We start from the raw sequence: 21,664 nt of genomic DNA, 5'->3' as shown, positions 1-21,664 counted from the left end.
TTGAGCTAACGAATTTATGGAAATCCGTCATTTCCGCTATTTCCTGGCGGTGGCCCGACAACGCAATTTCACCCGCGCCGCCGAGCAACTGGGCATCGCGCCGCCAACCCTGAGCCGGCAGATCCAGGACATGGAACAGGCCCTGGGCACCCGCTTGTTTGTGCGCCAGCAGCGCGAGGTCAGCCTGACCGAGGCCGGCGCGGCCCTGGTGCGCGAGGCCGAGGCCACGGTGCGCCAGTTCGAGTTCGCGCAGCGTAACGCCCAACGCGCCGGGCGCGGCGAAATCGGCCATATCGAGCTGGGATACGTGGCCTCGGCGGTGTATTCGGGGCTTCTGCAAAAACAGGTGCAGCGCTTTGCCCGGACGTCAGCCTGAGCGTGCGCGAAAGCCCGATGGCGGCGTTGCCCGGACTGGTGGCCGAGGGGCGGTTCGACATCGGTTACATCCGCTCGCCCATGACCCTGCCCGAAGGGGTGGAGGCGGTCCGCCTGGATGGCGAAGGTTTTGTCCTGGCGCTGCCCGCCGAGTCCTGGCTGGGACGCTTGCCGGAGATCGCCCCGGCCCATCTGCATAACGAGACCTTCGTGCTTCCGGAACAGATCAGCGGCACCTTGCAGGTCGCCGCCGAGGGCGGTTACGCGCCGAAACTGGGGGCGCAGCCCGGCGGCCTGGTGGCGGTGCTGGCCCTGGTCTCCCTGGGGCAGGGGGTGGCCGTTGTGCCGGAATCGGTGGTCGGGCACGTGGGGCTGCCCAATGTGTTGTACCGGCCGATCCAGGGCAGCACGGCTGCGTCCTGGCTGTCGCTGATCCACCGCCGCTTCGAAAAGGCCCCGGCGGTGGCGCGTTATATCGAGCAGGTCAGAGGCACATTGCGGGGGTAGGGGCGATGCGGCCGCTGAGGTAGTTTTGCTCTAAGCCGGCCAGCAGCGGCTGAAATGTTTTGTAAAAAATTCTTCGGAGCCTGTAGGCACAAGGCTTCGAGCGCAACTGCGCAACTTCTTGCGCAATTCATGGTTGCTAGAGTGGCGGGCTCAATGGAACGACTGACAAGCGCCTGACAGATCGCGCTGCTCGGGAGGGAGCGGGATGGTTCGATTTCAAGGACTGAGATCCTCAATTCGTCTTTATGGCTTGGTCACGGTCACCGGTATTCACGACCAGCCTGCCCTGGATCCGGTGCAGATAAGTTGCGTCGGCGACCTCGATGCACCCACCGTCCGGGTGTTCATTTCCCGGCTGGACGCGGAGATCTACCTGCGCGCTTCCCATCTGCGCAACTATCGTGTGGTGCCACTTCGATCGTTCGATCCTTCCCAGCTCCTCAATCAGGCTAATGGCTGGTTGAAACTCAATATCTGCCTGGGTTTCGCCGCCCAGGACGACTGCCTCCTCAGTATCGATCAACAGGAAGTGATTCCGGTCGGGCTGACGGCCTGGACCCGGCCGGTCCTGGATTATCAGGGTTATTACCTGCAATGGTCGGACACGGAATTACCCGAGTACCTGCTAAGTGCCTATAAAAGTGTTGGCGCACCGGACTACAACCGGCAGCTCAACGAACTGGACGATTGGGCGCCAGCGGCCATGGAGCGCACTGTTACCGAAGCACTGCAGATGTCACCCCCGTTCAAGGCCCCCGGCTCGACGGCCAGCCAGCTCGCATTATTCGATGTGGAGGATGCCTGTTGGCGCTTTGGTCTCTTCCAGATCGATGGCCTAGGGACAACACGCAATACCTAACGGATAAAGGAGATTGCAATGAGTGGAAAACCTGCGGCACGTGTCACGGATATGACCGCTTGCCCGTTGCCCGGGCACGCCAGTAACCCGATTGTCTCGGGATCGCCCGACGTATTGTTCGATGGGCTCAGCGCGGCGCGGATGACCGACACCACGGCCTGCGGCAGTGCCCTGGTCAGTGGGGTGGTTGCCAATGTGCTGATCAATGGCTTGCCGGTCGCGACCCTGGGCACGACCGGTAATCACGGGAATGTGGTGGTGAGCGGGTCGGGAAGCGTGATCATCGGGCAGCAGGTCAGTGCCGCGGCTGTCGCTCCCCTGATCAAGATTCCCGGGCTTTGCCTGCCGTGCCTGTTGGCGGCGGCGCAGCGCAATGAAGCCTTTGTCCCGCTGCAAAACCTGGGGAACTGATCATGAGTGTTCCTGGCAATGGACGCCGGACTGATCCGAATGTTCTGCAATTTCGTACCCATATTCGTCACTGTCTGGAGCAGCACCCTGAAACCCGGCTCTATGTGCTGGTGGATGGCGCCCGGTACATGACCCTGGAGAACCGCCTGGACGCGGCCGGGGCGGCGATCCGCGTCGAGTGGTTGCTGGCCGCTACCGAGCTGGACGAAATCAGCCGTGGGGGACCAGCGCTGGTGGAGTTCATGACAAATAGCGACGAGGCCTCGCAACTGCTCGACTGGCTGATCGAGCGCGACCAGAAGTCGCCGCTGGTTTCATGGCTGTGGAGCGAGCGCTCCTTTGAGGCGCTGAGCAACCATCTCAAATCCCATTTGTTCAGCCGTCTGCCGGACGGCCGGATGGCGTTGTTTCGTTATTACAACCCGATCGTCCGCCGCAGCCTGGAGGCTGTCCTGGACAGCGAACAGCGAATGGCCCTGATGTTGCCGCTCGATCGCTGGCAGATCTGGCAGCCATTGGTCCTGGCGTACCAGACGTATTACCGGGTCGGGCAGGAGGCTCGCCATGCTTGAGTTGACGGCAGACCAGCTGAAAGCGCTGGAGCAGGTTCGGCAAAATGAGGTGATCGAGAAGATCATGCTCGAGATACGTCAGCACAATCCTCAATGGCTCGAGCAGAAGGGCCAGTGGCAGACGATCCAGTACCTCAAGGACTACCGGGAAAAAGCCTGGGCGCTGCAAATCGAAGAGCCCGATACGGTTGAAAGCTTCATGCGCTTTGGCCTGCAGTTTCCTGGTTTCGAAGAAACACCCGGGTTTATCCGATGGATGAAAAGGCCGGTAAACGACACCCCGGAGCAGCGTTTTCGCGATTACGAAAGCGTCATGGATTTCGTCCAGGGGCAACGCGCCTGGCGTGCAGCACTCAAGACAGGGATGCCTGAATGACCAGTTTCATCAGTGGAGCCGTAGCGCAACTGGCACCTCCCATAAGCAGTGGGGTGCGTTTGCCATTACCTCGCAGTGGACCGAGGCTGCCTTTCGATATACCCATTCCCGCGCCGCCTCGATTGCCGATGCCGCCGCCACGACCGTTGCCGGTTCCGCCCCCGGAAGTCGTCCCCCGGCCGCTACCGAACCCAAGACCGGTGCCGCAGCCTCTGCCGCTACCCGGGACCAAACCCGAGGCGCTGCCCAAGGCGGATGCGCCGGCAAGCACCCGGGACCGGACCAGGGAGGCGGAGAGAGAGTGCAAGACCCAGAAGAAAGACTGCGTGAAGTGCCCGCCCGAAGACGGGCATATGTACGTTCCGGTCAACGGGAAGGGACACAGCATGAGTGACCTGTCGAGCAGGTACCAAAACTGGGTGACCAACTTCCCGTTTCCCTGGGAGTGGCTGTGGAGTGCTACTGACTGGGACGGTTTTGTGAAAAGCCGCTGTACCCTGCAAGAGGCCAAGGCCAACTACAAGTTCATGCTCATATTCGGTTTCAAGCATCCGAAGTTTGCCAAGAGCCTGGAGAAGGATCTGATCGTGAAGGCGTTCACCCAGGCAGGCAAGGCCAAGCCCAGCCCGCCGGTGAGGCTGGAGTGGCATTTTCTTCAGCGGGAGGTTTACGAGTATTGCTCCGAGAGGTACGAGGAGGGCGGGCTCACCAACCTGACGGCCTATTGGAATCCGATGCCTGGAACCAAAGATCATGAGGAATACGAGGAAGTGCGTCGCGAGGAGCAAAAGGCGCTGGAAGAATACAAAAAGCAGCATCCGGACATAATCGCCTGAGACCGTATGGAGTACTCATGGACACATTCAAGCGTTTCAATTTCAAGCTGAGCTTTGATAAGCAGAAGATTGCCCAGGTTACCGAGCAGCAACAAATCGACAGGAGCCTGGCCTTTCTCAAGGCGATAGGCGAGATCGACCCCATTCTCAAGAACTGGTTCTTGTGCGCCGAAGGCAAGGATGACGGCCTGACGCACAATGTGCTCCTCGACCCGAGCAGCTTGCGGCGGGAAATAGCCTCCTGGAAAGACTCGGACTTCGACGTCAATGACATGAGTTTTGTGTTGTGGAACGGGATACCTGATCCGCTGAAGGGCGGGCTTTCGATCACCTATCACGCCCGAAGCGGCGGTTCGTTGCCCGCGGGCATCGAGTTTTCCGAAGCGGGGACACTGGTCCGTTGCCTGCCGGATCCTCGACAGGGCATTGTCGAGTTGATGAACGCAGCGGTCGATCTCTGGCCGGAGATCTATTGGGGCGTGGCCGCTCCCAACGAGTACTTTCGCAAGCAGCGGGTGTTCCAGGACCGGCAGACCATCGGCTGGATCGGTTATTGCCCGCACCCTCTGTCGGCGGCCGATTTTCCGGAGGTCGCCGAGCTGCGTCCCACTCAATCGAAGGGCACCATCGTCGTTGCCTGCCCCGGCATCATGGACGAGAAGAACGTCCAGCATGTGCAGGTGGTGGGTGACACCGATATCAAGCTGGTGGAACTCGGGCTGTTGCCCGGACGCTATTGAGTCGCACGGGCAGGCTCGCTTTTGCTGGGGCGAGCTTGCCTGCGATAGCCGTGGCCAGACACCCCGATAAGATCTTGAAATGATTTCCCCCATGGGAAATTCCCCTTGAGGTTGTAGGATTCAAGTCCGTTTTTCTTCACAGGACTTGCATGAACACCCTCTCGGAGCCCCCCAGTCGTCCTTATTCCTGGACACCTCAGCCTTTCCTCGCTCGATCCGCCTTGCGACGCCTTCCGCCAGTCATAAGGCGCGGCCGTTACCCCGAACTCGCTGTTTTTCGCTGCTCGCCACCGGTCGTCGCGACCGTTGGGCGCTGGCCTGCGTTCGCCGCTCAAAGGCCTTGTGGCCTTGCCTTGCCGTGTCCGGCTGTGTGAATTCACTGGAGAGATAGAGTCGTTTTTATGGAATGGATAATGGACCCCACGGCCTGGCTTGGCCTGTTGACCCTGATCGTGCTGGAGCTGGTGCTGGGGATCGACAACCTGGTGTTTATCGCGATCCTCGCGGACAAGTTGCCGCCCCACCAGCGTGACCGCGCGCGGATCATCGGCCTGTCCCTGGCGCTGCTCATGCGCCTGGGCCTGCTGGCGAGTATTTCCTGGTTGGTGACCTTGACCGCGCCGCTGTTCGAGGTGTTCGGCAAGAGCTTCTCCGGTCGCGACCTGATCATGCTGTTCGGCGGTGTGTTCCTGTTGTTCAAGGCCACCATGGAGTTGCATGAGCGCCTGGAAGGTCATGTCAGCCAGCGCGCCGGCAATGCCGCTTACGCGTTGTTCTGGCCGATCGTCGCGCAGATCGTGGTGCTCGATGCGGTGTTCTCCCTGGACGCGGTGATCACCGCCGTGGGCATGGTCGACGAACTGGCGGTGATGATGATCGCGGTGATCATTTCCATCGGCCTGATGATCGTCGCCAGCAAGCCGCTGACCCGCTTCGTCAACGCCCACCCGACGGTGATCATGCTGTGCCTGGGCTTCTTGATGATGATCGGTTTTGCCCTGACCGCCGAAGGCCTGGGTTTCCACATCCCGAAAGGCTACCTGTACGCGGCCATCGGTTTCTCGATCCTGATCGAGCTGTTCAACCAGATCGCCCGTGCCCGCCGCAAGAAATCCATGCAGGGCCTGCGGCCGATGCGTGAGCGCACGGCCCATGCGGTGATGCGCCTGCTCGGCGGTCGCCAGTTGGCGGTGGAGGAGGTGGGCGAAGAGATCGCCGACCTGCTGGACAATGGCGAAGCGCCGAGCACCGAGCTGTTCGACCGCCGCGAGCGGGTGATGATCAGCGGCGTGCTGCAACTGGCCGAGCGACCGATCCGCACCTTGATGACGGTACGCGCCGACGTCGACTACATCGACCTGGCCGACGATGCCGAAGCCATCCGCAACAGGCTGATGCATTCGTCCTACTCGCGCCTGCCGCTGATTCGCGACGGCGCGGTGGAAGAGCCGCTGGGCTTCGTGCACAAGAAGGAACTGCTCAAGGAATACCTGGCCGGCAACGAGCCGAACCTGGAACACCTGGCGCGCACGGCGATCAACCTGCTGGACAGCTTCTCGATCCTCAACGCCCTGGAGCAGATGCGTAAAGCCTCGACCCACATCGCGTTCGTGATCAACGAATTCGGCGATTTCGTCGGCGTGCTGAGCATGACCGACATCCTTGAATCCATCGCCGGCGAGCTGCCCGACGCCAGCGAAATCGAAGGCCCGGACATTGTCGAGGAGCAGGGCGGTTTCATGGTCAGCGGCGCCTTGAACCTGGCGCAGATCCGCCAGCGCACCGGTTTCAGCGCCGAGCCGACCGAGGACTACCAGACCCTGGCCGGGCTGGTGATGAGCCTCCTGGACCGCTTGCCGGTGATTGGCGACCGACTGCAATGGCAGGACTGGACGCTGCAGGTGGTGACGGTGGAGGAGCGGCGAGTGACCCGGGTGCTGCTGCACCGGCAGGATGCCGCATGAGCCATGAGGTGAAAAAGCCGGACGCGAGTCCGGCTTTTTTTTGCCCGGAACATGGCTCGGACCCGGGGCCAGGCTCCGGCTGATTAAGTTTTACTTAAAAGCTTTCAACCCCGTGGCTGATTATCATTGCCGGGTGGCTACCGCAGACTGGTTTCGTATCTCCATGCACCCTCGCTCTTGCCGCGAGGGTCTTGAAACGAGCGGTCTATGTCAGTCAATCCCGCAACACCCCCGCAGCCAGCCCGGGTCGAATGCCCGGCCATGGCGGAGCTTTCCGCCACGGCGGCCGTCCACTCGGCCCTGGCCTGTTGCCAACTGCTGCTGCAACTGACCCAGGAGCGCGCGCCACAGGCCGCCGACCCGGGAACCGAACGCAACCTGCGCCGGGCGCTCAAGGACTACGCCCGGGGCGCCGGCGTCGATCTGCGCCTGGAGCGTCTGGCGCTGGCCCGGCTGACCCCGAAGATGCTGCCCCTGGTCTGGCGCGACCGCAGCGGCGCGTTCATCCTGCTGGCCCGGTTGTCCGACGCGCAGGCGCTGATCCAGCGACCCTCAGCCCATACCCCGGATGTGATCGATCGCGCGCAGTTGGCCGAAGAGTGGAGCGGCGAGGTGATTCGCCTGCGCCAGGGCGGCCTGCGCTTCGATCTGTCCTGGTTCGTTCCGGAGCTGCTGCGCCATCGACGGATCCTCGGCGAAGTGCTGCTGTGCTCGCTGCTGCTGCAAGTGCTGGCCCTGGCGACCCCGTTGTTCTTCCAGGCGGTGATGGACAAGGTCATGGTGCACCGGGCGCTGTCGACCCTCGACGTGCTGGTGATGACCCTGGTGGTGGTCGGCCTGTTCGAGGTGCTGCTCAAGGGCCTGCGCGAATACCTTTCGGCGCACACCGCCAATCGCATCGATATCGGCCTGGGGGTCAAGCTGTTCCGCCATCTGCTGGGCCTGCCGCTGCTGTACTTCAAGCAGCGCCAGGTCGGCGCGATCATCACCCGGGTCCAGGAGCTGGACAGCATCCGCGAGTTCCTCACCGGCTCCTTGCTGACCCTGTGCGTGGATGTGGCCTTCACCCTGGTGTTTTTCGCGGTCATGGCCTGGATCTCCTGGCCGCTGACGCTGCTGGTGCTGCTGACCCTGCCATTGTATGTGCTGCTGGCCTGGGCCAGCAGCGGCCCGCTGGAGAAGCGCATCGAACGGCAGTTCTACAGCGCCGCGCGCAACACGGCCTTTCTCAATGAGACCGTGAGCAGCAGCGAAACCATCAAGAGCCTGGCGGTGGAGCCGCGCATGCAGCGGCGCTGGGAGGCGCAGACGGCGGAGATGGTCGAGGCCGGTTTTGCCAGCCAGACCCTGGGCAGCGCGATCAGCCAGATGGTCACACTGTTGCAGAAAGTCACGGCGGTGGCGGTGATCTGCTGGGGCGCGAGCAAGGTCATCGACCTGCAGATGACCATTGGCCAACTGATCGCCTTCAACATGATGCTGTCCCACGTCAGCCAGCCCCTGGCCAAGCTGATCGAGGTCTGGCAGCAGTTTGTCCGGGTGCGGGTGTCGGTGGACAAACTGGGCGACATGCTCAACCTGCCGGTGGAGCAGGCCGAGGGCGACCAACGCCCGGCGCAGGCCCTGCGCGGCGAGGTGCGCATCGAGCAAGTGACGTTCCGCTACCGCCCGGAACTGGAGCTGGTGCTGCGCGGCCTGGACCTGCACATCGCCGCCGGCCAGACCCTGGGCATCGTCGGGCCGTCCGGGTCGGGCAAGAGCACGCTGACCCGCCTGCTGCAAAAACTCTATACCCCCGATGCCGGGCGCATCCTTATCGATGGCGTGCCGCTGCAGCAGCTGCAACCGGCCTGGTTGCGCAGCCAGATCGGCGTGGTGCTGCAGGAAAACTACCTGTTCAACCGCAGCGTGCGGCACAACATCGCCCTGCGCCATCCCACGGCGTCCCTGGAAAGTGTGATCGCCGCGGCGCGCCTGGCCGGCGCTCACGATTTCATCCTGCGCCTGCCGCTGGGCTACGACACGGTGCTGGCCGAAGCCGGCAGCTCGCTGTCCGGCGGCCAGCGGCAACGCATCGCCATTGCCCGGGCGCTGATGGGCGATCCGCGGATCCTGATTTTCGACGAAGCCACCAGCGCCCTGGACGACGAATCCCAGGCGCTGATCCAGGACAACATGGCGCGCATCGCCGAGGGCCGCACGGTGATCATCATCGCCCACCGGCTGTCCGCGGTCCGCCATTGCCAACGCATCATCGCCCTGGAGCAGGGGCGTATCAGCGAGTCGGGCAGCCACCATGAGCTGCTGGCCAACGGCGGTTGTTATGCGCGCTTGTGGGCGCTGCAACAGGCGCTGCGCAAGGAGGCCGAATGATGCGCGGCTTATTGACCCATTTGCGACGCGCCTGGCAGCAGCTGCGCGAGGCGCCGGCGCTGCGGGGGCGCAGCCGCGACGAATACGAGTTCCAGCCCGGTTACCTGGAGATCGTCGAGCGCCCGCCCGCGCCCTGGGCCCGCGGCACGGCACTGCTGTTGATCCTGTCGATCCTGCTGGCCCTGGGCTGGGCGATCCTCGGGTTCCTCGACATCCATGCCAGCGCCGCCGGGCGCCTGATGGTCTCCAGCTACACCAAGGTGATCCAGGCCCATGAGGCCGGCGAAGTGCGGGCCATCCATGTGCGGGACGGGCAGCGGGTCAAGGCCGGCGACGTGCTGGTGGCGCTGAACCCGATCGGCATCGACGCCGAGCTGAGCGAGTTGCGCGCGCAGCTGGCGTTCAAGCGCCTGGAGCTGGCCCGGGCCCGCGCGCTGCTGACCCCGGACCCGCTGGGCAGTTACCAGGCGCCTGACGGCCTGGACGCGGAACAGCTCGCCGCGGCGCGGGAACAGTTGGCGAGCACCTGGAAGGAGATCCGCGCCAACCTCGACAGCCTCAACGCCGAGATCGCCATCAACCAGGCCAACCAGCGGGCCCGCAATGGCGAGATCGCCGCCCTGGGCAAGCTGGCCAGCAACGTCCGCCGGCGCCTCGATGCGCGCCGGGCGATGGCGGCCGAACAACTGATGCCTAGGGTCGAATTGCTCGAACAGGAAAAGGAACAACTGGAGGTCGAGCGTTCCCTGGCCCAGCAACATGCCGAGCTGCAGGTGCTCAAGGCCCAGGCGCAGAACCGCCGGGAGCAGCGCGACAGCTTCCTGGCCAGGACCCAGCGCGAGCAGCACGACTTGCTCAACCGCAGCCACCAGGATGTCGCGGTGCTCGAACAGCAATTGATCCGCGGCCGCGACCGGCAGCGCCTGCAAACCCTGCTGGCGCCGGTGGACGGCGTGGTCCAGCAACTGGCGGTGCATACCCTGGGCGGCGCGGTGCAGCCGGCGCAGCAACTGCTGGTGATCGTGCCCGAGGGCGCCGAGCTGGATGCCGAGGTCATGGTGCTGAACAAGGACGTCGGTTTCGTCAGGGCCGGCCAGCCGGTGGAGATCAAGGTCGACGCCTTTCCCTACACCCGCTACGGCACCTTGCGCGGCACGGTCGAGCATGTCTCCGGCGACGCCATCAAGGACGAACAGCTGGGCCTGGTGTTCCCGACCCGGATCCGCCTGGAGCGCGCCGCGATCGCCGCGGGGCAGGGGTGGATGCCCTTGCAGGCCGGGATGAGCGTGACCGGCGAGATCCGCACGGGCGAGCGGCGGGTGATCAATTACCTGCTGAGCCCGATCCGCGAGTATCAATCCGAAGCGTTGCGGGAGCGTTGAGCATGACCACAGCCTTCAATCCCGCGGCCGAACAGGCGCCGACTATCCTCGATACCGGCCTGCATGCACTGGCCTGGGCCGCCCGACGGTTTGACCTGAGCATCAGCGCGGCGCAACTGAACCACCGCCTGGGGCGGGTCGAGGGCCTGGCCGACAGCCTCGACCTGCGGCGCTGCGCCGGCTGGATCGGCCTGCGGGCGCGGGTGGTGCAAAGCCAGGTGCAGCGTTTGCAGCACCTGCCGTTGCCGGCGCTGCTGGAAACCTCCCAGGGCTGGGCGGTGCTGGACGCGGTGGACGGCGACCAGGTGCGGTTGTTCTGGCCGTTGCAGGGGCAGTGCCAGAGCTTGTCTCGCGAGGAGCTTGAAGCGCTCTGGCAGGGCCAGGTGCTGCTGCTGGCCGAGCGGCATGTCGAACCCAGGGCGCGCGGTTTCGGCATCGGCTGGTTCCTGCCGTCGATCCTCAAGCATATGCGGCAGTTTCGCAGCGTGCTGCTGGTGTCGCTGATGCTGCAACTGGTGGCGCTGGTCACGCCGCTGCTGTTCGAGAACATCATCGACCGGGTCCTGGTTAGCCGCGGCCTGTCCAGCCTGCAAGTGCTGGGCATCGCCATGCTGGCCCTGGCGCTGTTCGAACCCCTGTTCGGCCTGCTGCGTTCCTGGCTGTTCAGCAACGTGGCGAGCAGGATCAACGCCGAGTTGTCGGCGCGCCTGTACCAGCATCTGATCCAGCTGCCGCTGGGCTATTTCCAGGGCCGGCAGACCGGCGAAATCATCGCCCGGGTCGGCGAGATGCAGCAGATCCGCCAGTTCCTCACCGGCTCGGCCCTGACCCTGGTGCTGGACCTGGCCTTCTGCGGGCTGTTCATCGCCGTGATGTATGCCTACGCGCCGCTGCTGACCTGGGTGGTGGTCGGCTCCCTGGCCTTGTACTTCCTGTTCTGGCTGTGTGTGGGGCCCTTGCTGCGTAGCCGGGCCTTGCGCGAATACGAGTTGAACGCGGCCAACACGGCCTTTCTCGCCGAGGCCGTGACCGGCATCGAGACCATCAAGACCGGGGCCATCGAAAGCGGCTTCCAGCAGCAGTGGCAACGCCAGCTGGCGGCCTATGTGCGCGCGGCGTTCCACACCCGCATCGTCGGCATCTGGGCCGGGCAGGGCATCGGCGTGATCCAGAAACTCACCGCGGCGCTGTTGCTGTGGTGGGGGGTGATGCTGGTGCTGGACGGCCAGTTGAGCCCCGGCCAACTGGTGGCCTTCAACATGCTGGCCGGCCATGTGGTGGAGCCGATCCTGCGCCTGGCCCAGGTCTGGCAGGACTTCCAGCACACGCTGATTTCCCTGCGGCGCCTGGGTGACATTCTCGACACCGAGTGCGAAAGCGGCAGCGGCGGCCTGGCCTCGGTGCCGGCGTTGCAGGGTGGGGTGAGTTTCCAGGGCGTGCGCTTTCGCTATGAGGAGGATGGCCAGGAGGTCCTGCGCAGCCTCGACCTGGAGATCCGGCCGGGGGAATTCGTCGGCATCACCGGGCCTTCCGGCTCCGGCAAGTCGACCCTGACCCGCCTGTTGCAGCGCCTCTATGTGCCCCAGCACGGCCGGGTGCTGGTGGACGGCATCGACCTGGCCATCGCCGACCCGGTGGCCCTGCGCCGCAACATGAGCGTGGTGCTGCAGGAAAGCGTGCTGTTCGCCGGCAGCGTGGCCGAGAACATCCGCCTGTGCCGGCCCCAGGCCAGCGATGCCGAAGTGCAGCATGCGGCCAGCCTGGCGGGAGCGTCGGCTTTTATCGAAGCCTTGGCCCAAGGCTACGAGACCCAGGTCGGCGAGCGCGGCGGCCAGCTTTCCGGCGGCCAGCGCCAGCGCATTGCCCTGGCCCGCGCGCTGCTGAGCAACCCCGGAATCCTGCTCCTGGACGAAGCCACCAGTGCCCTGGACTACGAGTCGGAAGCGGCGGTGATGGCCAACCTGCAGGGCATCGCCCAGGGCCGCACGGTGATCAGCGTGGCCCATCGCCTCAATACCCTGCGCCACGCCGACCGGATCCTGGTCATCGACCAGGGCCGGGTGCTCGAACAGGGCACCCACGAACAGCTGCTCGCCCTGGACGGGCTGTATGCCCGGCAGTGGGCCTTGCAGATGAAGGATTGAACCCACTGACGGCAGGAGTACGCACGAACCAGGCATGCCTCCCCACCCCGGATATTCATAGCGACAGGCAGCCTTTCGCGCCACGAAGGGCTTCGCTCAAAACAGACAAAGGATCACTGCAATGGCTTCCATGTCCAAGGACTTCACGCGCCTGCTCAATACCCTGATCGATCAACAGATCAAGGCGGCAGGCAGGCAAACCGAATGGTTCAACATGAGCGCCGACGAGCGCGCCGCGTACATCGCCCAGGTCGGCGAGCGCCTGCTGGAAATGCAACAGAGCACCCTGAGCGTGCTGGCCGCCCAGCACTATCAGATGCAGGACAACCCGGTCTCGGTCGGCGACCAGTTGCAGACCCTGCAACAGCGCCGCAAACAGATGAACGCCATTCCCGACACCCCGGCCACCAGCGTCTACAAGCTGCAACTGGACCGCGACATCCAGTTGTACAGCCGCCAGCAGACGGCGATCAGTCACTATGACAGCACCTGGAGCAAGGCCCTGGGCATGCTCAGCCCCGCTGGCGCCAAGCAACTGGACATCAAGGGCTTGAAGGCTGATGCGTTGGCCAAGCAGGACAAGCTCAATGGGCGGATCAAGCGCCTGGAGCAGCAGCTAACCATTCAGGTGGCCGATTCCACCTTCAGCCAGGCCTACGTGACACTGTTCTCCGAGCTGCAGGCCTACAAGGACGTCAGCGCCCGCTACAACACCTTGCTCAAGGCCACGCCCGAGCTGCAGGCCGCGAGCCTCGACGCGCTGGCCAAGGCGCCCCGGGCCTCCGACGATCTGCCGGTGAACATTTCCCTGCTGATGATGGAAGAGCGCCCCGGCTATATCCGCATGAACGTGGCGCTGGTCAATGCCAGCACCGATGGGCGTTTCAAGGACTTCTTCCTGGAGAACGGCAGGCTGGTGGTGCCCACCGACGGGGTGCTGAACTTCTCCTTCGGCACCGCGGCCCGCTCCCTGGCCTGGCAGCAACAGTACCGGCTGAAGAACGAGCCGCCGTCCTTCCGCTCGCCGACCTACGCGCCGATTCGCTCGGTGCTGGTCAAGACGTCCTTTGTCGAGCAGTACTTCGCCAACCACCTGGTGTCGGAAAGCTCCCTGCGCGAAGGCTTCAAGGCCCAGGTGCTGGGCAACGGCCACAAGCTGCTGTTGACCAGCGTCGATCGCAAGGTGCCGAACCAGGTCGGCATCCAGGTTTCCGGCCAGTCGCCCAGCACCACCGTCACCCGCAAAGTGCCCCTGGCCGGCGCCTTGAGCGAGCTGATCAACCAGAACGCCGACATCGCCAGCTTCCAGACCATTGGCCTGGAAGGTTTTCGCCAGAACAGCTACCACCCCGACCGTGACGGCGTCTTCGTCAATATCCACGAGCTCGAACGCTCGGTGGGCCTTGCCGAGCGCCAGTACCTGCTGGAAATGCCTCAGGGCGGCGAGTACCGCGCTGCGACGCCTTTTACGCTGATGACCGTCGACGGCGACAAGGTCAGCAGCAGCCACCTGAGCAAGGCGCAGACCGAAGCCCTGTATCAATACAACGCGGCGTTTTTCGACAAGCTGGAGCAGCTGCGCGACGGTGGCATCAAGGCCAGCCGCCTGTTCGAAGGCAGCCGCGAACGCGCGGCCTTCACGCAGCAGCTGGCCCGCTTGCTCGAACGCAACCACATCACCCCGGCCGGGGTGCTGATGCCGGAACACAGCCGCGCCAGCCTGCGCGATATCAAGGGCAACAACCTGAACAAGGTGCTCTGGGAGCAGGCCTTCGCCGCGTCGGTCTGGCAGAGCCGCGACAACGACGCGCTGCTGTTCGGCCTGGCCGACAAGCTGGTGAACAACCAGGCGGTGGCCAAGGTCCTGCAAGGCGGTTATGTGCAGAGCGACATTGCCCAGGCCAAGTTGCTGCTGGCGCCGCTGTACGAGCCATGGCGGGCCCGGGCGATCGAGGCGGAAACCCAACGGGTCGCCGCGGCCAACGCGGCGCAGCATCCTGGCAACCCGAAAGTGCATGTGTTCGATCAGGTGGCGGTCGAGCGTTCCCTGGACAGCAAGCTGCTGACCCTGTTGTTGCGTGGCGCCGAAGGGCTGGAGCCAGCCGATGGCAAACTGCGCCCGACTGTCGAGGCGCTGCTGTCGAGCGACCAGGGCCGCAGCCTGCGCAAGCAGGCGCTGTTCCATGCCCTGCGCCCGGTGGCCGACAGCTTTTCCAAGGCCGCGGTGCCGGTCAATGCCCATGCCGCGCTGGCGCCGCAGAGTGGCGCCGACAAGGTCATGATCAACAACCGGCTGAATCAGCCCGACCCCTACCTGATCCTCAATACCCACCCGGAGCAGGCCCAGGCCGATACCACCTTCCTGATCGCGGACGACAAGTACCGCAGCTACAGCCAGTTCCGTCCCGACCCGGGCAATGCCGCCACCCGCTACATGAACGACCTGGACACGCCCTTCGTGGGCGGCATTTCCGGGACCACCCAGACCGTCAGCAATGCCTTGCCGGAGTTGTTCGGTGGCGCGCCGAGCGTCAAGCAGTACTGGCAGTTCCAGATGGCCAACGCGGCCTTCATGATCCGCAACGGCTACCACTCGTTCTTCGAGACCCTGTATGTCGCCGCCCGTTATGAACCCCAGGGGCCGGGCAGTATCGGCCAGGACCTGCTGCAGATGTTTGACCGCTACCGCGCCGAAGGCAGCAGGGAGGCGTTGCACGGCGAGCTGTATGACGGGGTGATGGCCCGCGTGCTGCCCATCGTCAACCAAGGCTTGCCGGTGGCCGAGGAGTTCCATCCGCCGCGTTTCACCAGCGTTGGCCCGCTGCCCGCGCTGCTGGGGCAGGCGGCGAAGGACCTGCAGCTCAAGACCGGGCTGGCCTCGTTGGGAGCCGGGTTCGAGCCGCGCCAGGGCAGCGCCGACATTCGTCAGTTCGCCGCCGACCCTGTGCAGTTCGCCAAGACCCATACCCTCAGTGCCGAGGCCCTGGTCAAGTCGGGACGCTTGCCGGCCCAGGGCAACGTGCAGTTGGTCAAGGTCGCGCCGAACCTGTACGAGCTCGAATACACCGAGCACAGCGCCAATGACGTTGCCGGCGGCAACAGCGTGCCGGCGTATTTTCTCGGCTACAACGGCCCGAACCAGGCCAATGCCGCGCCGGCCTATGTGGACATTCCCAAGCACGCGGCCGCGGGCAGCTTCCTCTTCACCGGGACCTTGTCGGGCTGCTCGCTGGTGGTGACCAGCCTGGACGCCAATACCTTCCGGGTCTACCACGACGGTCGGGTCAACAGCTCGCTGCTGTACGACAACGTGGTGATGGCGGTCGACTACAAGGACTATCAGGTCGCCGGCACCGCCGAGGGCCTGGCCGCGGCCTACATGCAGTATGTCGATGGCCAGTGGCAGCTGGTGTTCCAGCGCCAGGAGTACCAACGCGACGGCCAGATGGTCTGGCCGAAGCTGCGCGACGGCGCGCAACCCCTGCAGATCCAGAACGCCGACCTTCAGGTGGTGGAACGCAACCGGGCCGAGTTCGCCGCCTACCGCGAACAGGTGCACCAGAACCTGAAGAAAGTCGCGACCCAGTTCGGCGTGTCGGTCGAAGGGGTGGCCGACGGTGTCTACCGCGAGGGCGCCTTTTCTCCCGAGCATCCGGCGATCGCCGCCTGGAACCAGCTGCGCGAAGCGGTCCAGGCCAAGGTCAACGCCGATATCCAACAGCTGGCCGACAAGCGCTACCAACTCCAGCAAGACCGGCGCGGGGCCAGCGACAAGGGCCTGATCGACCAGCAGATCAAGCAGCTCAACCTCACCCAGGACTACTACCGGGCGCAGTACGACCCGGTGTTGCGCGAAGCCGGCTCGGTGGAAAAGACCTGGCTCTGGCAGCAGATCAAGGCCAAGGACGGCACCACAGCGGTGGTGCGCACCGACGATACGGCGATCCAGGGCGGGGGCGAGGAGCGCGCCAGCAGCGTCGGCGAGCGTTACGCGATTGCCGAGGCCTATCAGCGCGGCGCGCGCGGCACGGCGTTCAGTGATGGCCTGCGGGATTTCCGTGAGATCAAGATCCCCGGGGTGGACGACAGGATGTCGGCCCTGGAGATGAAGCAGCTGTTTCTCGACGGCACCCTCACGCCCCGCGAGCGTGGCGCCCTGAGCGGGCGCATCACGGAAACCGCCCAGGCCGAGTACATCGACAAGGTGCTGCGCCAGACCGCGGTGTTCAGTGAAGACTTCCACAAGGCCGGCAGTGTCTTCGACCGGCTGGCGCCGCAGGACTTCTACCTGTCGCTGGTGGGCGACCGTTCCGGCGGCCGTTGCTACCCCCTGGTCCGGGCGATGGCCGTGGCCCTGGCCAGTGGCGGCGAGGCGGGCGTCAACAGCCTGGTGCAGAAGCTGTTCCTGGCCTCCGCCGACCCTCAGGCGGGCAGCTCGACACTGCTCAAGAACAGCCTGATCCGCCTGCACTCCAATGTCGAAGCGGTCCAGGCTTCCAGGGAGCTGGGGCAGGTCAAGTTGTCCGAGGTGGTATCGCGGCTGGCCGCCAGCAGCGGCACCTCGATGTTTGCCCTCAATACCCAGAATCACTCGATGATGGTGGGCAGCACGCAGACCGCCGAGGGCCGTCGCTACTACTTCTATGACCCGAACGTGGGGATCTTCGCTTTCGACTCCACCAAGGCCCTGTCCAAGGCCATGCAGCAGCACCTGGTGGAGCGCAACCTGGCCGCGCACTATGGCTCGTTCGGCACCAAGTCGCTGCCGGCCTTCAACCTGATCGAGATCGACACCGGCAAGATGGCCGAGGTGCCGGTGGGCAACGGGCTGAATGTGGCCGATCTGTCGCGGCCCGAGGAACTGGCCGGGGTCATCGGCCAGCGCCGCCAGGTCGAGCAGGCGGTGGACGCCCGGCAGCGCGTCAGCGAAGACCTGCGCCTGGGGGCGGCGTTGACCACCTTAGACGCCGAGCAGTGGGGCGCGCGCTTCGAAGTCGCCAGCACCCGGCTGGCCCAGGAACATCAGTTGGGCGGCCAATGGATACCGATCATTGCCAACATCGAGGAGCAGAAGGAGGGCGGCTATCGGGTCCAGTTCATCAACCGTGAGCAACCCGAGCAGACTCGCTGGCTGGCCACCGACGATGGCACCTTTGTCGAGTTCCGGCGTTTCGTCGATGAGCACATGCGGGTGTTCAACCAGCACTTCACCCTGGAGCATGGGCAGATACGGCCCCGCGCCGGCGTTAGTGAAGCATCGCCGGTGGACGGCCTGAACGCCGGCTTCGCGGTACAGACGCTGATCCAGTGGTTTGCCGACAAGAACCGCAAGGACACAGCCCAGGGCACGGTTTCGCCGGACCTGGCCACCGCGCTGAAGATCCACAGCTACCTGGGCCTGGCGCAGATCGGCCATGGCACCTTGCAGGACGTGGTCAAGGTCACCGAACTGGTGCAGACCGCGTTGCGCGGCGAAGCCATGGCCGCCGAAACCTCGCTCAAGGACTTTGCCTCGACCCTGGGCCACACCGTCAACGAAGGCGCGGGCGTGCTGTTTGGCGGGGCCATGGTCGGCCTGGATGCCTATGAACTGGCCCATGCCGAGAACGATGTGCAGAAGGCGGTGTTCGGCACCCAGCTGGCGTTCGATTCGGCCAGCTTCGTCACTGGTGCAGCCGGGGTCGGCGCCGGGCTGCTCGGCGCCTCGACGGCGGCCGCGGTGCTCGGCGGCGCGGGGGTAATCCTCGGTGGCCTGGCGGTGGGTTTCACCGCGCTGGCCCAGGCCTTTGGCGCGGTGGCCGAAGACGCCAAGGCGGTCGGGCGTTACTTCGATACGCTCGACAAGGCCTACAAAGGCAATGGCTACCGTTATGACGCGGAGAAGAAGGTGCTGGTGCCGCTGGCCGGCGCGGTGGTCAAGCGCCTGGACCTGCGTAACAACCAGATCGGTTTCGACAGCCAGTACATTTACCGCACCCACCACGGCTCCACCGGTTCCGGGGCGATCAACTACTTTTTCTGGGCCGGGGATTTCCCGCGGATGATCCACGATCGTGGCCAGGCGATCGAGGTGCGCAGCGGTATCGGCTACAAGGACGCCACGCGTACGCTGGAGCATGGCGACAGCACGGCGGTGATCCTGCCGGGCACGCCCAAGTCCTACATCAGCTACGAGTACATGATCCTGCCGGGGTCCACCACCCGGCATGACACCGGTTTCGATGTGATCCGCCGGCTCGAGGAGGACCGGCGCTTCGACTACGACTTCTACATCTTCCCGAGCGAGGAGACGATCCGGCGGATTCGCCAGGAATACGTCGAGACCCCGATCGAGGTGCTGCTCGACTCGCGTGACCGGCAACTGGTGATACCCGAGCTGCCCAAGGAGCTGCACGGCTATCTGAACTACCAGATCAAGGGCGCGGGCGGGCGCTATCTGGTGGGGCTCAATGAGGGCACCCGGGTCGATCTCGCCAGCGAGGCCGGCACGCCGTCACGCTGGATTATCGATACCAGCCAGCTCGAGAGCGACAGCATCAGTGTGTCGAAAGACCAGCTGGTGGTCGGCGGCGTGGTGGTCAAGCTCGACCCGGCGAGCAACGGCCAGGTGCTGGTGGTCAACGCCAAGGGTGAGGTGCGCGAAGTCGATTTCGCCGGCATGAGCGCCCGGGTGGTGGAGGAAGACGCGAGCAAATGGCAGCTGCCTGGCCAGCGTATCGAACAGCACCTGAGCGAGCTGGCCAAGGCCCATCAGCTGCACGGTCAGTATGTGGTCGTCGATAACTACCGCCACGAAGGACGCAATGTCGGCCGGGCGTTCTACGACGTCGCCAACAAGCGCATGCTGTTCACCGACACCCAGGTGGAGCAGGCCAGGAACGCCCAGTTGGGGGCGGTCATCGGCGAACATGCCTACTTCGTCGACGCCGAGAACGCCGCGGCGTGGCGGGTCGAGATCGCCACCGGAAAGGTCGACGCGCAGTTCGCCCCGTCGTTCAACCAGAGCGCAGGCCGGATCAGCCGGTTCTGGCAAGAGGGCGAGGCGGTCTACCTGGCCCGTCGTTATCAGCTCAAGGAGCGCGAGGCCGAGCTGAACTTCCGCATCCTCGGTGACCGGATGGAGCTGGTCGGGGTGGTCGGCGATGACGCATTGCTGCAACTGTCGGCCCGTACCGACCAGCATGGCGATGCGCTCAAGACCCTGCTCCAGGGTTACCAGAGCCAGGCCACGCAGCGGGCCACCCCGGTGTACAGCCTGGGCGCGCCGATGATGGAACCGAGCGCCGCGGCGCTGGTGACGGTGTTTGGCCTGGATAACGCGAAAGTCGCGCACCGCTACTGGGTGCGCACCAGCGACGGCACGGTGATCAAGCCGAACCTGGCGCCCCCGGCGGGTCAGCAGCCGCCGGTGGATGCCCAGGGCAAACCCCAGAGCGCCTGGCCGATTCCGGCGGACCTGGTGTTCGCCGGCAGCATGCCGCAGCCCGCTGGCCAGGAAGTGTTTTTCTTCTACAGCCAGAAGCAGAAGGTGCTGTTCCGCCAGGAAGGGCCGGGGCAGAAAGTCCTCGACGGTAGCCAGCCGAGCGCCTTGCGCCTGGCCACGCCGACCCTGGCCAATGTGCTCGAACTCAACGGCCATCTGCTGGCCGTGACCGAGGACGGGCTGGTCGCGCGGATCGAAGCGACAGGGCGCCTGAGTTATGAAGCGGTCAACGAGCACTGGCTCAAGGGCCGCAGCACCTGGTGGCAGGACCTGGCCAGTGTCAACGGCAGCAACGCCACCCTGGCGGTATTCGGGGCTAAGGCCGCCGACGGCAAAAGTGCGCTGCCGGTGTGGTACCACAACGGCCAGGTGGTCGTGGCGGCGTCCTCGCTGCAAGGCAAGCCGCTGCAATTTCTCGGCTTCGACAGCGCCAGCTCCAGCGCGCGGCTGTTCGAGCCCGAGAGCGGCAAGCTCTACCTCCAGGCACCGATGACGTCCGAGGCGCTGGCGACCGCGTTCGGCGGCGACGAGGTGCTTGAGGCTTCGGCGCAGCTGCCCGCCGCCACGCTGCCGATGCCCGAGGTGCAACTGCGCTCGGCGGTCCAGGTGGATGCCGGGCTGCGGTTGACGACGGTGCAGGGCGAAATCCTGCTGCGCGCCAACAACGGCGATGTGCAGCTGGTGGCGCTCGACAAGGGCTGGCAGCAGCAACACCTGGGCAATCTGTCCCAGGCGCTGGCGCAAGTGGCTGGCCAGTGGCGAGCCAAAGGCGTGCTGACCTTGCCAGGCGCTGAGAGCCTGGGTTGGTTCGATGTCGCCAGCGGGCGGATGTTCGCCAGCACCGGCATTCCCGCCGCGAGCGACCTGCGTTTTATCGGGGTGGCCGCCGAATCGCAGCGCTCGGCCTACGTCTACAGCCCGACGGAACAGGTGCTGTACAAGGTCAAGGAAGGGGCTGCGCAGAAGCTCGGTCACTACGCCAATGTCGAGCGTATCGGTTCCTCGCTGCTGCTACAGGGCGGCGGCGGTCGTCAGGACGAACTGGCGCCGCCGCTGATCGCCGGGCTCGACAGGGTGGTGCTGCATGGTGGCGGTGCCAGCGACACCTACCGCTTCAGCCCGGCGATGTGGGTGCATTACCGCACGGTGGTGATCGACAACGATGACCCGGGCCAGGCCCTGGACCGCCTGATCCTGCCGGTGGCCGATGGCAAGAACATCCTCGTCAGCCGTCGGGGCGAGGACGTGCTGCTGACCGACGCCGGCTCTGGCACGGCCTTGGTGCTGCGCCAGGTGTTGGGCAGCCAGGCCGCGGCGCACCGGCATCTGCAGGTCGAGCTGCAAGGCGACTCGTCGGTGATCAGTGTCGATCAGCTGGTGAAGGGCTTTGCCCAGGCGGGATCGGCCAAGGACGCTTTGTTCGAGCTGTCCTCGCGCGAGCGCCAGGCCGTGCCGACGGCGAACGACATCGCCTCGGTGACGGAGGCCGAGGGGCCCAGCCTGGCCAAACTGAGCGGGGCCATGGCGGCCTTCGCCGACACCGGCGGGGCGCGTGAGCACCTGCCGCAAAACCGTCAGGCCGCCCAGGCGGTGCTGGTGCCTTCACTGACCTGACCACGCGGGAGCAACCACAGGAGGGGCG

The 21,664-nt window shown here is 64.9% G+C and carries 11 protein-coding genes and 1 pseudogene; all 12 read left to right on the top strand.

Annotated elements, in window-relative coordinates; genetic code table 11:
• Positions 1 to 16 precede the first annotated feature (16 nt).
• The 12 genes and pseudogenes from BMY68_RS22450 to BMY68_RS22395 all read left to right on the top strand — a co-directional run bounded on the left by BMY68_RS22450 (position 17) and on the right by BMY68_RS22395 (position 21,636).
• Positions 17 to 882: pseudogene (locus BMY68_RS22450) on the top strand (LysR family transcriptional regulator).
• A 205-nt stretch (positions 883 to 1,087) separates the two neighbouring features.
• Complete coding sequence (locus BMY68_RS22445) at positions 1,088 to 1,741, top strand: hypothetical protein (RefSeq protein WP_139214901.1); 654 nt, start codon at positions 1,088 to 1,090, stop codon at positions 1,739 to 1,741.
• Positions 1,742 to 1,759: 18 nt separating this feature from the next.
• On the top strand, positions 1,760 to 2,152 hold the full coding sequence (locus BMY68_RS22440) for a PAAR domain-containing protein (RefSeq protein WP_085534297.1): 393 nt from the start codon (positions 1,760 to 1,762) through the stop codon (positions 2,150 to 2,152).
• 2 nt (positions 2,153 to 2,154) lie between these two features.
• Entirely contained in the window at positions 2,155 to 2,724 is a 570-nt protein-coding gene (locus BMY68_RS22435; RefSeq protein ID WP_009044449.1) for a DUF4123 domain-containing protein, read from the top strand.
• Positions 2,717 to 3,100, top strand: coding sequence for a hypothetical protein (locus BMY68_RS22430; protein WP_085534300.1), 384 nt, complete (start codon positions 2,717 to 2,719; stop codon positions 3,098 to 3,100). The genes BMY68_RS22435 and BMY68_RS22430 overlap by 8 nt, the downstream gene beginning before the upstream one ends.
• Before the next feature lie 386 nt (positions 3,101 to 3,486).
• Complete coding sequence (locus BMY68_RS30295) at positions 3,487 to 3,936, top strand: Tox-REase-5 domain-containing protein (protein ID WP_085534428.1); 450 nt, start codon at positions 3,487 to 3,489, stop codon at positions 3,934 to 3,936.
• 17 nt (positions 3,937 to 3,953) lie between these two features.
• On the top strand, positions 3,954 to 4,676 hold the full coding sequence (locus BMY68_RS22420; protein ID WP_085534302.1) for an Imm52 family immunity protein: 723 nt from the start codon (positions 3,954 to 3,956) through the stop codon (positions 4,674 to 4,676).
• Positions 4,677 to 5,077: 401 nt separating this feature from the next.
• A complete protein-coding gene (locus tag BMY68_RS22415) occupies positions 5,078 to 6,640 on the top strand; it encodes a TerC family protein (RefSeq protein WP_085534304.1) in 1,563 nt (520 codons plus the stop codon).
• 261 nt (positions 6,641 to 6,901) lie between these two features.
• Positions 6,902 to 9,013, top strand: coding sequence for a type I secretion system permease/ATPase (locus BMY68_RS22410; RefSeq protein ID WP_085534306.1), 2,112 nt, complete (start codon positions 6,902 to 6,904; stop codon positions 9,011 to 9,013).
• Positions 9,013 to 10,395, top strand: a complete 1,383-nt coding sequence (locus BMY68_RS22405; protein ID WP_085534308.1) for an HlyD family type I secretion periplasmic adaptor subunit — start codon at positions 9,013 to 9,015, stop codon at positions 10,393 to 10,395. The genes BMY68_RS22410 and BMY68_RS22405 overlap by 1 nt, the downstream gene beginning before the upstream one ends.
• Before the next feature lie 2 nt (positions 10,396 to 10,397).
• Positions 10,398 to 12,539, top strand: coding sequence for a type I secretion system permease/ATPase (locus tag BMY68_RS22400; protein WP_085534310.1), 2,142 nt, complete (start codon positions 10,398 to 10,400; stop codon positions 12,537 to 12,539).
• 121 nt (positions 12,540 to 12,660) lie between these two features.
• Positions 12,661 to 21,636 (top strand): TcdA/TcdB pore-forming domain-containing protein, encoded by an 8,976-nt coding sequence (locus tag BMY68_RS22395; RefSeq protein ID WP_085534312.1) that lies wholly within the window; start codon positions 12,661 to 12,663, stop codon positions 21,634 to 21,636.
• Positions 21,637 to 21,664: the final 28 nt, after the last annotated feature.

Origin of the sequence: Pseudomonas sp. NFACC41-3 (assembly GCF_900109505.1) — a bacterium.
Taxonomy (GTDB): Bacteria; Pseudomonadota; Gammaproteobacteria; order Pseudomonadales; family Pseudomonadaceae; genus Aquipseudomonas; species Aquipseudomonas chlororaphis.
This window is presented reverse-complemented; position numbering and strand designations above follow the sequence as displayed.